The organism is uncultured Psychrobacter sp., assembly GCF_947500265.1.
Lineage (GTDB): Bacteria > Pseudomonadota > Gammaproteobacteria > Pseudomonadales > Moraxellaceae > Psychrobacter.
This window is the reverse complement of the sequence record NZ_CANMRN010000005.1, coordinates 215,016-228,157: the sequence shown is the minus strand read 5'-3', so window position 1 is coordinate 228,157 and position 13,142 is coordinate 215,016. Positions and strand designations below refer to the sequence as shown.

General features: G+C 41.7%; 13 protein-coding genes. 5 read left to right on the top strand and 8 right to left on the bottom strand.

Features of this window, described 5'->3' with window-relative positions; genetic code table 11:
• Window positions 1-43 precede the first annotated feature (43 nt).
• The 7 genes from pcaF to Q0788_RS09355 form a co-directional block, all read right to left on the bottom strand.
• Entirely contained in the window at window positions 44-1,276 is a 1,233-nt protein-coding gene (gene pcaF, locus Q0788_RS09385; protein ID WP_298809993.1) for a 3-oxoadipyl-CoA thiolase, read from the bottom strand.
• 28 nt (window positions 1,277-1,304) lie between these two features.
• Window positions 1,305-1,961 (bottom strand): 3-oxoacid CoA-transferase subunit B, encoded by a 657-nt coding sequence (locus Q0788_RS09380; RefSeq protein WP_298809990.1) that lies wholly within the window; start codon window positions 1,959-1,961, stop codon window positions 1,305-1,307.
• A gap of 46 nt (window positions 1,962-2,007) precedes the next feature.
• On the bottom strand, window positions 2,008-2,700 hold the full coding sequence (locus tag Q0788_RS09375) for a 3-oxoacid CoA-transferase subunit A (RefSeq protein ID WP_298809987.1): 693 nt from the start codon (window positions 2,698-2,700) through the stop codon (window positions 2,008-2,010).
• Window positions 2,701-3,012: 312 nt separating this feature from the next.
• Window positions 3,013-3,843, bottom strand: a complete 831-nt coding sequence (locus Q0788_RS09370; protein WP_298809984.1) for a transporter — start codon at window positions 3,841-3,843, stop codon at window positions 3,013-3,015.
• Window positions 3,844-4,074: 231 nt separating this feature from the next.
• The gene (catA, locus tag Q0788_RS09365; RefSeq protein WP_298809981.1) at window positions 4,075-4,998 is read right to left on the bottom strand and encodes a catechol 1,2-dioxygenase; all 924 of its coding nucleotides are present in this window, start codon (window positions 4,996-4,998) and stop codon (window positions 4,075-4,077) included.
• 184 nt (window positions 4,999-5,182) lie between these two features.
• On the bottom strand, window positions 5,183-5,473 hold the full coding sequence (gene catC, locus Q0788_RS09360) for a muconolactone Delta-isomerase (RefSeq protein WP_298809979.1): 291 nt from the start codon (window positions 5,471-5,473) through the stop codon (window positions 5,183-5,185).
• Between the two features lie 73 nt (window positions 5,474-5,546).
• Window positions 5,547-6,668 carry a muconate/chloromuconate family cycloisomerase gene (locus tag Q0788_RS09355; protein ID WP_298809972.1) on the bottom strand — a complete coding sequence of 374 codons (1,122 nt, stop codon included), beginning with the start codon at window positions 6,666-6,668 and terminating at the stop codon, window positions 5,547-5,549.
• A 196-nt stretch (window positions 6,669-6,864) separates the two neighbouring features.
• Between Q0788_RS09355 and Q0788_RS09350 the strand changes: the two genes are divergently transcribed.
• Window positions 6,865-7,782 carry a LysR family transcriptional regulator gene (locus Q0788_RS09350; protein ID WP_298809969.1) on the top strand — a complete coding sequence of 306 codons (918 nt, stop codon included), beginning with the start codon at window positions 6,865-6,867 and terminating at the stop codon, window positions 7,780-7,782.
• A 626-nt stretch (window positions 7,783-8,408) separates the two neighbouring features.
• Window positions 8,409-9,452 carry a TRAP transporter substrate-binding protein gene (locus Q0788_RS09345; RefSeq protein ID WP_298809967.1) on the top strand — a complete coding sequence of 348 codons (1,044 nt, stop codon included), beginning with the start codon at window positions 8,409-8,411 and terminating at the stop codon, window positions 9,450-9,452.
• 339 nt (window positions 9,453-9,791) lie between these two features.
• On the opposite strand, the gene Q0788_RS09340 is transcribed toward Q0788_RS09345, so the two are convergent.
• Window positions 9,792-10,265: a MarR family transcriptional regulator gene (locus Q0788_RS09340; protein ID WP_298809966.1), complete on the bottom strand. Its 474-nt coding sequence runs from the start codon at window positions 10,263-10,265 to the stop codon at window positions 9,792-9,794.
• Between the two features lie 128 nt (window positions 10,266-10,393).
• On the opposite strand from Q0788_RS09340, the gene Q0788_RS09335 reads away from it, so the two are divergent.
• From Q0788_RS09335 to Q0788_RS09325, 3 genes are all read left to right on the top strand, one after another.
• Window positions 10,394-11,515, top strand: a complete 1,122-nt coding sequence (locus tag Q0788_RS09335; protein ID WP_298809965.1) for an amidase — start codon at window positions 10,394-10,396, stop codon at window positions 11,513-11,515.
• Between the two features lie 65 nt (window positions 11,516-11,580).
• Window positions 11,581-12,717, top strand: coding sequence for an acyl-CoA dehydrogenase family protein (locus tag Q0788_RS09330; protein WP_298809963.1), 1,137 nt, complete (start codon window positions 11,581-11,583; stop codon window positions 12,715-12,717).
• A 54-nt stretch (window positions 12,718-12,771) separates the two neighbouring features.
• Entirely contained in the window at window positions 12,772-13,131 is a 360-nt protein-coding gene (locus Q0788_RS09325) for an IacB protein (protein ID WP_298809960.1), read from the top strand.
• Window positions 13,132-13,142 lie beyond the last annotated feature (11 nt).

Genomic DNA, 13,142 nt, shown 5'->3' with positions numbered 1-13,142 from the left:
TGTTTTTCACCTAGTGAAAAATACGTTTATCTTGAACTATTAGTTAGCTTTCAATACGCTCAATGATCATGGCGATACCTTGACCAACACCAATACACATAGAGCAAATGGCATAGCGTTTACCAGTCTGTTCTAGCTGATTAAGGGCGGTTAAAACCAACCTTGCACCCGAGGCACCAAGTGGGTGGCCCAGTGAAATAGCACCACCATTTGGGTTGACGCGCACGCTATCATCAGGCAAACCTAAATCTCGTGTACAGGCTAACGATTGAGAGGAGAAGGCTTCATTTAGCTCAATGACATCCATTTGATCAAGTGATAAACCTGTATGCTTAAGTAGTTTTTTGATGGCAGGGGCAGGCGCAAAGCCCATAATACGAGGCTCAACGCCTACTGTGGTTGAAGCAACAATACGGGCACGTGGTTTTAGATTGAATTGCTTGACGGCGTGCTCTGATGCTACTAAGAAAGCCGCCGCGCCATCATTAATACCAGAGGCATTACCGGCGGTTACAGTCCCTGTTGTACTAACGATTGGGCGTAATTTCGTTAGCTTCTCAATAGTGGTGTCTACTCGTGGATGCTCATCAGTACTACTAACGACTGGATCTCCTTTACGCTGAGGAATATTGACTGGTATGATTTCGCTGTCAAAAAATCCAGATGCTTGTGCATTGGCGGTACGTTGTTGACTACGTAGTGCAAACGCATCTTGATCAGCACGGTTAATATGAAACTGTTCTGCCACGTTTTCAGCCGTCTGTGGCATCGATTCAGTGCCGTATAGTGCATCTAACTTGGGATTAACGAAACGCCAGCCCATGGTAGTATCTTCAATTTTTTGACCACGGCCAAAAGCGCTGTCTGACTTGCCCATGACAAATGGTGCACGGCTCATGCTCTCGACACCGCCTGCCACAATTAAATGTGCTTCACCGGCTTTAATGGCTCGCGCGGCGATAGCTAAGGCATCCATCGATGATCCGCATAAACGGTTAACGGTAGTGGCAGGTACTTGATAGGGCATGCCAGCCAATAATGATGACATACGGCCAACGTTACGATTGTCTTCACCGCTTTGGTTGGCACAGCCGTAAACCACATCATCAACTTGTTGCCAGTCAATTTGGCTATTACGTTCCATCAGTGCTTTGATAGGAATAGCGCCCAAGTCATCAGCGCGCACTGCCGCCAGTCCACCGCCATAACGGCCAAATGGTGTACGAATGGCATCAATGATATAGGCGTTATTTGAACTAGTGGTCGAGTCAGACATAATCGTATCCTTTTTATACTTATACTTATTATAGTAGGGTAGTGGCATCTATCAGTTGAGCACCTGTCAAAGCCTGTAAATCAGCGAAACTCAAGTGATCAACCATTTCGGTGACAGCCATGCCTTTATCAGTGACATCAATCACACACAAGTCAGTATAAATACGATCAACGCAATTTTTACCAGTTACGGGGTAGGTCAGTTCACTGACGATTTTAGGGTCACCAGTTTTGGTTGTATGATTGGTCATCACAAAGACTTTTTTAGCACCAACGGCTAAGTCCATAGCGCCACCAACTGCAGGTATGGCATCTTCAGCACCAGTGCTCCAATTGGCCAAGTCACCGTTTTCGGCTACTTGAAAAGCACCCAATGCACAAATATCTATGTGACCACCACGCATCATGGCAAAAGAGTCTCCATGATGAAAAAAGCTGCCACCAGCAAGCATGGTCACATACTCTTTACCAGCATTAATCAGTTCAGGGTCTTCTTGCCCTTTAACAGGCGATGGACCAAAGGCCAATAGACCGTTTTCTGAATGTAAAAAAACATCTTTATCATCAGGTAGGAATTTTGCAATTTTTGTTGGCAGACCAATACCTAAATTGACATAGGCACCATCTGGAATATCTTGAGCCGCACGTTCAGCGATTTGGTCACGTGTTAATGGGGTATGGCTCATAATGTCGCTCCTTGTAAAGTATCAGTATCTACATCATTACCAGTAACTAGGTATTGGCTGTATCGGTCGCATTTGCTGTTTGAACTTGCACCACGTTCTGAACAAAGATGCCAGGCGTAATAATATGTTCAGGGTCCAGCACGCCCAATTCCACTACCTCTGACACTTGAGCGATGGTTACATCAGCAGCCATCGCCATGATAGGACCAAAATTACGTGCCGATTTTCGATAGACGAGATTACCCCAACGGTCGCCTTTAAATGCTTTAATCAAAGCAAAATCGGCTTTGATTGGGTATTCGAGCACATAGTCCTTGCCATCAATATGACGAGTTTCTTTACCTTCGGCGAGCGCTGTACCAAAGCCCGTTGGGGTATAAACTGCTCCTAAGCCTGTACCCGCTGCTTGAATTCGGCATGCTAAATTACCTTGTGGTACTAGCTCGAGCTCAATCTTGCCACTATGATACAGCTCATCAAATACCCAAGAGTCAGACTGGCGCGGAAATGAACAAATAATTTTGCGAACGGCACCAGTCTTGAGCAGCTTGGCTAAGCCATAATCACCATTACCTGCATTATTATTGATAATAACTAAGTCTTTGACGCCAAGATCAATAAGTCCATCAATTAGCTCAGCAGGTTGTCCAGCCGTTCCGAAGCCACCAATCATAATGGTAGCACCATCTTTTATTTGGCTGAGTGCCTCAGTCATATTGTTTTCGGCTTTATTAATCATATTTACGTCCTATTCTATAAAAAAGCGATAAACATATTTTAAGTATTGTTTTTGACGATATAGAATTATTGGTCATGCAGAATTGCACTAAGTATGTTTCAATTAAAAATTGTACTCAGTTAACTATGCTCGGTTAAGTGAGCTCGGTTAAATGATACGGTTTAAAAGCACAGTGCTGCTGGTATAAGTTTATCGCATTGCTGAATGAGGCTTTCATTTTGTCTCATTCAAACCAGAGGCTTAGAATAACTTATTCCAGCAGGGCACTATCAGACATGTCTGCGTTTTATAGTGGCACTAATACTGCTGTTTTTAAAATGCTTTGGTCAATGATGCTCTAATAAGGTTGCCCTCAAAGGTGTTTTCATTTGAGTACTCTTTATAAATGGCAACATCGCCACCTAGTAAAAGAGGGGGTGAAAAATAGGCCATAGATAAGCCCAGTGCATTTCTTTTCTCATCACCATCGCCAGTCTCAAACGTGTTATAGCCAACCAGTCCAACATCAAGAAGACCGTAGCTTTTACTTAAACCCCACTCAACCATAAGCTCTTCATCAAGACCGTCTGCTTTAGGGACTTCATAAGTACCTAAGGCACTCAGATCTATATCACCAGCTTTGTTCAGTTTAACGTTGCCACCGAGGGTGAATGAAAGAGAATCATAGCCTCTACCAGCACTTGCAGCTCGATTTTCATCGTAATCGCCAGTTTCGTTAAAGTAGTAACCTACACCAGCGATTGTGTCCCATCTATCGCCATGCCAAGCAAGTAGCCCACTAGCATACGAACTTGCAAGCCCTGTTCTTTCGCCAATATTTTGACCACCAACGTCAATATCCGTATTTACCAAAGGTACAATCGCATCTAGGATTACGTCACCACCCAAAAACTTTTGAGGGGTAACCCATATCGCTCTGTTGACCAATGCGGTTGCACTTACCTTACTATCATCAGGTAAAGCTTCATTTTTGTCGGCGCTATAATTTGCTATATAACCTCTATAGTACACACCAGGTGGTGGTGCAACGCTAGCTTTGATCCCTTCAAGGCCTGGCACATATTGAGAGTCAGATGCGTGAACAGCAAACGGTAGGCTTAAAGCAGCTAGGATTAAGGCAGATTTATTCAAAACTTTTTTCATGAAACTTCCCTTTCTCATAAGTTATTTGATAAGTGTTTTTTCACACTGTGCATGCGTGCTACCCAGACTTGTTAGTAGCGTTAGGGTATGTTTAATGCTTATATTTAATACTTAGGCCTAACACCACCTTTAATGCAGTGTTAAGCGTAGATTAATAACAGTATTGAGTGGTATTAAATAACTTTTAGGTTTTGAATGTTCTGTTCTTCTCATATTTATGATAAATATGGATTAGCCTTGTACGCGGCGACGTTCCACTTCGCTACCATGTACATCCGCTTGGGTGTTTTTCAATAAATGGAAGTCAAAGTTAATAGAAGCGTAAGGTTTATCAAGCCCTTTCTCGCTAAGCTGGTCGGCATCTTCAACCATAGTAACTTCTGGTACTAAGCCTTCACGGCTAGCAAATGCAAAGTCATCCCACAGGTATTCATCACCATCGATGTTTATCTGGGTGGTCAATTTACGCAGGCCATCAGCACTTACAAAGAAATGCACGTGAGCAGGTCGATGACCATGGCGACCTAAGGCACCCAATACTTTTTGGGTCATGCCTTCAGGTGGTACGGAGTAGCCAAGAGGAACGATACTGCGGAAACCATAATGGCCATTTTCATCAGTGATGATCGTACGGCGAAGGTTAAATTCAGACTGTGACTCATCAAAAAATGAATAATTGCCCAAACTATTGGCATGCCATGCTTCAACTTTGGCATTTGGCACAGGCTTCCCATCTTCGTCATAAACCGTACCTTGCATGAATAGTACGGTGCCTTCTTCGTCATCAGTACCATCGTCTAAACGAGCGAAGCCTTTACTTTCTGGTGCACCAGCTACATACAATGGGCCTTCAATAGTGCGCACTGTGCCACCTTCTAATCCAGCTTCTTTCATGTCTTCTTCGATCATCAAGTCTATGAAATGATCAAAACCTAGGCCTGGTGATAGCAAGCCAGCTTCCTTACCTAGATCGCCAATATACTCAACGCCTGCCCAGTATTCGTCAGCAGTGATGCGCAAATCATTAATGGCTTTCATCAAGTCACCTACGATACGCAAAGTAATCTCTTGCACGCGTGGGTTTACTTGATCAGGAAAGTCAATCTTACCTTTGATGAATTTTTCTGCTAATGCTTCTATGTTTTTGTGTTCCATGTCTCTCTCCTTGTTGAGGACTGTTCTATATTTTGAAATATTAGGATTTTGAATTGAGTACTCTGACCCAATATTTTTATTACCTATTTCTTTAATTTTTAAACCATGTGATTTTCAATCATATGGTTTTTTTTGCTTTGTTAAATACGTGCTTTATTAAATATATGCTTTATGAAACAACAATTTAGCTATCATCACTACGTACAGAAGAAGGGTGGCGCAGTAATGGAGTCACTTCAACTTTCATGTAAGGGTAAAGTGGTAATGACATCATGATGTCGTGTAGCTCTTCGTTGCTTTCAACATCAAAGATACTAAAGTTAGAATATTCACCAGCCAGTCGCCAGATATGACGCCATTTACCTTGCTCTTGCAGCTCTTGCGATAATGCTTTTTCTACCGCTTTTAGCTCTGCCACTTTGTTGGCATCCATATCGGTTGGTATCAATACATCCATACGTACGTGGTATAACATGAGTATTTCCTTAGTAATTGGTTTTCTGTCTATAAGTACAAAAGTTAAAAACTGTGTACTGACTGTGTTCCTATTAACCTAGCGCATGAATCTTTTTGGCATAGTGGTAAACTTTGTCTTGATCTACTTCGATACCTAGACCTGCGCCTGTTGGCACGGTTAAATTGAAGTTTTGATAGTCAAGTGGACGCACCAAAATATCATCAGTCAGCAATAATGGGCCAAACAGTTCAGTATCAAAATTCAAGCTAGGAAATGTGGAGAACACATGAGCCGAGGCTGCAGTGCCAATAGGGCCTTCTAGCATAGTGCCACCATATAAATCGATGCCTGCCAGATGTGCCATTTGTCCAATGAGGCAACCTGCTTTTAGACCGCCTGCTTGATTGATCTTAACGGCGAATACATCCGCACAGTGTTCAGCTGCTAAATGGAATGCATTTTGTGGGTCTTGAACAATCTCATCTGCCATGATGGCAACATCAAAATGCTCTTTTAGACGCTTTAAACCAGCTTTATTGCGCATTGTTATAGGCTGTTCGATCAAATCTATAAGGCCGTCTTGTAGGCACTTGATGCCCTTCATTGCTTCAAGCTCAGTCCATGCTTGATTCACATCCACTGTAATACGGCAGTTGGGTAAGGCTTGTTTAATCGCTAGAACATGGGCAAGGTCTTGATCAATCGGGTTACTACCAATTTTCAGCTTAAAGATTTGATGCTTTTTTTGCTCAATCATTAGTTTGGCTTCAGCGATATCTTTTTTAGTGTTACCACTGGCTAGCGTCCACGCCACGCCCAATTCATCACGAACGCGGCCACCCAACAATTCGCTGACAGGAATGCCCAGGCGCTTGCCTTCTATATCTAGCAGTGCCGTTTCGATTGCGCATTTCGCAAAGCGATTACCGCTAATTTGTTTGTTCAATAACTGCATGGCTTTTGCAGTAGAAGCAGGCGCTTCTTTGAGTAATAGTGGCGTAAAGTACGTGTCTATATTGGTCTTAATACTATGAGGACTTTCTTCTGCATAGTTTAATCCGCCAATAGTGGTGGCTTCTCCCCAACCTTCATAGCCGTCTTCTGTTTTAATATGAACCAAGACCAAGGTCTGCTCGTTCATTACCGTGCAAGCCAATTTATGGGCTCGAATAGTAGGAATGGGAACCAATAATGTTTGAATTGAACGAATCATATTTATTTTTATCCTTTGTCATTAATCCTTTAAGTTCGCCATTAACTATAGGTTTTGTGACTGATTTTGTCTAAGACCTAATATAACGCTCTTTAATACCTTTTAGGTATACTATAATGACGGCTTGTACATTTAGTAAAGCATCAAACCATGCTTTGATGGTGAATCGATCATTAAAATTATAGAGAGGTAAAACATGGAACTTAGGCATTTGCGTTACTTTATAGCCGTGGCTGAAGAGAAAAGCTTTAATAAGGCCGCTGAACGTTTATATATCTCGCAGCCACCACTCAGCCGCCAAATAAAACAATTAGAAGAAGAGGTCGGCGTTGTTTTAATAGACAGAGATCAGCGTCCCTTAAAGTTAACGGAAGCAGGTATTTTCTTTTATGAACATGCAATACAAATCATAAAAAAGTCTGATAATTTGCGTACGATGACCATGCGTAAAGGCACTTTTGATGGGTCTCTGTCTATCGGTTTTGTAGCCTCTATTTTGTATGGCACGCTACCGCGAGTGATTTCACGCTTCCGTAAAGTGTATCCTAATATACAAATTAAGCTACATGAGCTAAATTCGTGGCAGCAGACGCAAGCGCTGACCAGTGGCAAAATAGATGTGGGTTTTGGCAGATTATTATTTGATGATGCATCAGTCAGGCGTATTTTGTTACGAGAAGAAAGCTTGGTAGTTGCCGTCCCTATCGATCATCATATTATGCAGCAAAAGCGCAGTACTATTGGCATTGCTGATTTAATCGACGAAAACTTACTGTTATATCCCAAAGCGCCAAGACCCAGTTTTATTGACTATATTTTAGGTTTGTTTGAAGACCGAAATATTGAACCCACTTCTTTTTCAGAAGTCAGCGAGCTACATGTAGCATTAGGTTTGGTCGCCGCAGGAGTGGGTATAACTATTGTTCCTCAATCGCTTGAGCATTTGCGTGAGAAGGAAGTGGCTTATATTCCTTTTGAAGATGGACTGTTGACATCACCTGTCATTATGAATGTTAGACATTTTGACAAATCAGATTTACTAAAGACACTATTAGGAGTGATTTACCAAATATATGAAGAAGAAAATGTGGTTCATAAGCGAGAATCTATTTAACACAAGGTAACGGATTAATGCATAAGTTTTTACATGAGGGTTAATTTTTTCAGTAGGTAAGATGGCACTGTCCAAAAATATAGTGCTGCTAGTGTGTGATTTTTCAAAGATTCGGGTGTGACTAACTGGTATGACTAGGTAGCACAGTAATTTGGAAAATACGCATTAGTAGCACTTTTTGATGCCTGTATGTTTTTAATCTTAAATTTACTAATAGCTGGCTTAAGTTGAGTTTTCTCTCAATAAAATACCTTTAGAGTATATTGTTGTTAGCAATTAAGGTTGCCGTCATTATTTTTTCTGTCATGAATTTATTATGTAAAACGATAAAATTGTAATGTATAGCATTGATTTAATTGGTTTTTATATATAAATGGTTTGATGTTTGTAGAATTTATTACATGTTTTTTTAATTTTACTGATTGACAAGCGCATTAGCGACTGCTAATTTTAGTTGAAATGTAAAGTATTTTCAATACATGCTAGTAAATATCTGACTCTTTTAAGCAGGTTCGCACAGCAGTTAAAGATGCATTAAATCGCATGATGATCGGCATTCTTTATCTGTTTTTTCTTGTGTTTACCAAACACAATTAGCCATCAACCCACTAAGAAAGGATTCTACGATGAAACTTCCCCTTCCACTGACCATCGCGTTAGCAACTTTATTAAGCTTGAGTGGCTGTTCAAAAGAAGATAGTGCAACCACAGGCGCTAATGATGTGACCACGTTGCGTTTTTCACATTTGTGGCCAGCATCAGCAGTCATGCATACCGATGCTTTTGTGCCTTGGGCAAACAAAATCGAAAAAGAGTCGGGTGGTAGACTGAAAATAGAGATTTATCCTTCAGCCACACTTAGTAAACCGGATGCTACGTATGAAGCGGTGGCTAAGGGGACCGTTGATTTAGGAGTGCAAGTTCAGGGTTATATCAATGGACGATTTCCATTGACTCAAATAGCTGAGCTGCCAGGATTGTCGAGCTCGGCTAGTCAAATGAGCTGTATGCTGCAAACGCTCTATGATGAGGGGGTGGTGTCTAGCGAATATGACGACACGCACTTATTGTTCATGATAGGCAGTGAGCCCAGCACCTTACATACGGTTGATAAACCGATACGTATTCCTGCCGATATGAAAGGCATGCGTATTCGCCGTCCTTCTGCGATTGGCGGCGATATTATTGAAGCGGCAGGTGGCGCGCCTGTTGGCCTACCAGCAACCGATTTATATACCTCATTACAACGCGGTGTGGTGGATGGCATGGCATTTCCATGGAGTCCAACCGGATCTTTCAAATTGACTGATGTGGTAAACACCCATACCAATATGCCTTTTTATAGCTCGGCCTTGGTCGTGACCATGAATAAAGACAAATATGCTGATTTGCCTGATGACCTAAAGAAAATTATGGACGATAACACTGGCAAGGTAATGTCAGACATAGCGGCTAACGTGTTTGATACAGAAGCGGCTAAATACAGCAGCGAAGCTAAAGCTCGCGGCGATGTGATGATTGATATTCCTGACCCGCTAAATGATCCAAAATGGAGCATACCATTAGAAGCAGGCACCAAAAAATATTTGGCAGATGTAAGTGCCATGGGACTAGATGCCCAAGCAGTGTATGCCAAAGCAAAGGAAGCGAGCGCTGCCTGTAAGTCCTAAACAATAATACAGCTATGTCACGCTTGTTAGCCTCAAACGTGATACCAGCTGTATTTGTAGTGTTTTCACTTTTCTTGCTTATATAGAAACTAAGTTGAGTCAGTAATATAGTCGATTCCATTTAAAAATAGTACAAGGCAACCAAGTGTAGATGTATATCTACTACTTCAAGCGAGGTTAACGCTGTCATATTTTTATAGCGGAATGACTGTACAACACAACAAATTATGTGATTGGTTATTTAATAAAATAATAATTTTTTATCAAAAGATAATTAGTTATTGTTTTATGCTGTCTTAATTTTATTTTATATTTTTAAAAGTATTCGAATTTATTGGTTTATGACTCATTGCTTTCTAGATTATCAAAAAGTTTTTCACTTAATCTAAGAAACGTTTCAAGTTCTTCTGCTGAAAACTTAGAAAACAGATTTTCAAACATCGGTGCGGTTTTCTTAACAATCATTTCTACCTGAGATTTGCCTTGTTCGGTCAATCTCACCAGTCTCACTCGTCCATCACTTTCTTGTTTAAAAACCTTGACCAAACCTTCTTTTTCCATGCGTTGAACGATTTTGGTAGTCGTTGGGATCTTCATCAATGCTTCGTTAGAAATCTCTGAAATGGCTAGCGTTTCATGCTCTCTTAACAGTAATCCAACTCGCCAGCGTGATGAATCCATGCCAACCGGTTTTAGCGTTTTTTCCATTTCTTGATTATATAAAGACTCTACGCGAGCCACCCAGTAAAAAGGGTATTGACGATAATTAAATTTTTTACTATTTGGAAGATAGGGTGATTTTTCTGTTTGCATTTTTTGTTTCCTAAGGCTGTATTTTTAATTTTATTGTAGATATGAAAATAAATTTAGTCAAAGTATTTGACATTTCAACTAAATTTAACGATACTTTTAATCAAGCTATGAATTTGAAAGGATTTGAAATGAATGATTTTACAGTGATGTTCCCATTATCAGATACCAATCAACTAACGGTTGCGATAAAAGACAGTATTGACGTTATCGGAACTGCTACCCAATTGGGTAGTGATGCCTGCTCTAGTGTTTTGCCTGCCGAAAAAGATGCCATCATTGTTCAACACCTTAAGACAAATCATTTTTCTATTATCGGAAAAACGGTCATGCATGAGCTTGCTTTTGGTATGACAGGGATTAACCGCAGTTATGGTACACCAGTCAATCCATTATATCCTAATTTGATTCCTGGAGGCTCATCGAGTGGTTCTGCAACGGCAGTGGCGAGCGGTAAAGTTGATGTAGCGATTGGTACCGACACAGGCGGTTCAGTACGTATGCCTGCTGCTTGCTGCGGTGTTTACGGATTTAAACCTACTTTTGGTTTGGTGAGCCGAGAGGGTGTTTGGCCTATCGAATCATCATTAGACTGTGTGGGTGTCTTTGCAAAAACGCCTGAGCTCATCACCAAAACCATGAAAGCGATTTCACCTGAGTTTGAAGTGCTGACACTACAGCAAGAAACGTTAACGCTGGGCTGGTTAGAGACGGATTCAGACGAACGTATCAACAGCACTATTAAGAATGTGTTGACTGACTGTTCATCGATTGAGCTAAAGCCCGTACAACTCCCAGATTTGGACAAGGCATTTCAGGCAGGGCTTACTATCATTAACCGTGAGACATGGCTTGCCTGCAAGGATTTTTACGAGACAGGTAAGTTGGGTCAAGATGTGGCCACTCGTCTCGAAAAAGCGAGCCATACCACCGATGAGGCTGTGTTAGAGGCTGAAACAATCCGAGCCGAATTTATAGCGCAAGTAGATGAGGTGTTAGAAGATACTCGCGTGTTGGTCATGCCAACTCTCCCGCATTTTCCTATGACGTTAGAGCAAGTGGTAGCGGGAAAAAACGATCTGACCATCTCTAAACTGGTACGCCCATTCAACTTGTCTGGTCACCCAGCTTACGCCATACCGTGTGATTCTGACTTTGATTTACCCATTAGCTTACAGTTGGTTGGTCGCAAAGGTGATGATGCATTTTTATGTGCAGTGGCTGAGTGCTTGGCTGCATCATTCTCACAATAGCTTATTTTACAACAATCGATTTTATATTCACAAACTACTGACATTTACATGAAAAAGGAATTTCTATGAAAGATCTAAAACCCCTTATCGACCATCCAAAACTGAATGAGCTACTTAGCGATATTCGCCAGCGTGCTGATGACTTTGAAGCACAGCGTCATATTGACCAAGATATTATTGAACGTTTCAAAGAAATTGGCGTATACCGTGCGTTTGTACCAAAGCGTTTTGGCGGTGATGAACGTAGCCCTACAGACTTTCTAAGCCTCATCGAAACTATTTCTATGGCTGATGGGTCAGCGGGTTGGGTTGCCAGCTTTGGTATGAACCCTTTCTACTTAGGTGGTTTGCCTTTAGAAACTATCGATAAAGTATGGGCCGAAACGCCTGACGTGGTATTTGCCGGTGCTATCTTTCCTATGAGCCCTGCTCAAGAACAAGACGACAGCTATATTGTTTCTGGACGCTGGAAGTTTGCCAGTGGTTGTAAAGGCGCATCATTAATCGGTGTCGGTATCAAACCTGAAACAGAAGGTGCGTTACCACGCATGGCTGTTATGCCAGCAGAACAAGTAACCATTGATGAAACATGGGACATGATTGGCATGCGTGCCACAGGCAGCCATGATGTGGTTGCAGACAATGTGACCGTACCTAAAGAATGGACCTTTGTACGTGGTGGTAATCTCAGTTTGACTGAGCCACTGTTTAAGTATCCATCTTTATCTTTAGCCACCCAAGTATTGGCAGTCACCATATTGGGCTTGGCCCGTGAAGCGCTAAATATTATTACTGGTGAAGCACGTGGCCGTAAGTCTGTTACTGGCGCGCCAAACCTTGGTGAGCGTGAATATGTGCAAATTGCTATCGGTAAAGCAGAAGCAAAAATACATGCTTGCAAAGCTTTTTTCTATCAAGCAACCGATGATGTTTGGGCAACTATTATGGCAGGCGATGAGCCCAGTGATGCACAGATCAACTTATTACGATTGTCTAGCTCGCATTTGACGCATGAATGTGTAGAAGTCATACGCACCGTATATAAACTAATGGGTATGACGAGTGCCCAAAATAGCCATGCAATGACCCGTATTTATAGAGATTCTTCACTTGTAGCACAGCATGCATTTATGGGTGAAATTACCTTTAGAAATGCAGGTGCCATGGCATTTGATCACGCACCATACCCAGGATATTTATAACCCAACGTTTAAGGTTTCTTTAAACGTACAACCACTCTAAAAAAGGATATTTCAATGGAAAAGTTAGATTCACACCGCGTCTTGTTTTGTATCGGTATCAACCAAAACTTTATGGACTCACCAGCTGCCGAGATGAAAGATGTTTGGCAAGCATTCAGCCAAATGATGCAAAACGTCGATGAGCTACCAGGCGTCAACATTTTAGGCATTATGGACGACGATAGATTACAAGTCGGTGCTGCTAATGCTGCCCCATGGATGGCTTATATCATGGCTGACGTGCCTGATATCGAAACCATCATTGCTGCTTGTAACTTCTTCAGAACCATTCCAGTGGGCGATGGTACTTATAAGCTTTGGAAATATTGCAAAGTCGAAGCACGTATCGGCCGTGAGTTAGTCGTTCCTGAATAAGCTTCTCTTAA

Coding starts and splice junctions, on each gene's coding strand:
- Q0788_RS09325 (WP_298809960.1), top strand. CDS start 12,772: ATGGAAAAGTTAGATTCACACCGCGTCTTGTTTTGTATCGGTATCAAC.
- Q0788_RS09375 (WP_298809987.1), bottom strand. CDS start 2,700: ATGATTAATAAAGCCGAAAACAATATGACTGAGGCACTCAGCCAAATA.
- catA (WP_298809981.1), bottom strand. CDS start 4,998: ATGGAACACAAAAACATAGAAGCATTAGCAGAAAAATTCATCAAAGGT.
- Q0788_RS09370 (WP_298809984.1), bottom strand. CDS start 3,843: ATGAAAAAAGTTTTGAATAAATCTGCCTTAATCCTAGCTGCTTTAAGC.
- Q0788_RS09380 (WP_298809990.1), bottom strand. CDS start 1,961: ATGAGCCATACCCCATTAACACGTGACCAAATCGCTGAACGTGCGGCT.
- catC (WP_298809979.1), bottom strand. CDS start 5,473: ATGTTATACCACGTACGTATGGATGTATTGATACCAACCGATATGGAT.
- Q0788_RS09350 (WP_298809969.1), top strand. CDS start 6,865: ATGGAACTTAGGCATTTGCGTTACTTTATAGCCGTGGCTGAAGAGAAA.
- Q0788_RS09355 (WP_298809972.1), bottom strand. CDS start 6,668: ATGATTCGTTCAATTCAAACATTATTGGTTCCCATTCCTACTATTCGA.
- pcaF (WP_298809993.1), bottom strand. CDS start 1,276: ATGTCTGACTCGACCACTAGTTCAAATAACGCCTATATCATTGATGCC.
- Q0788_RS09335 (WP_298809965.1), top strand. CDS start 10,394: ATGAATGATTTTACAGTGATGTTCCCATTATCAGATACCAATCAACTA.
- Q0788_RS09345 (WP_298809967.1), top strand. CDS start 8,409: ATGAAACTTCCCCTTCCACTGACCATCGCGTTAGCAACTTTATTAAGC.
- Q0788_RS09340 (WP_298809966.1), bottom strand. CDS start 10,265: ATGCAAACAGAAAAATCACCCTATCTTCCAAATAGTAAAAAATTTAAT.
- Q0788_RS09330 (WP_298809963.1), top strand. CDS start 11,581: ATGAAAGATCTAAAACCCCTTATCGACCATCCAAAACTGAATGAGCTA.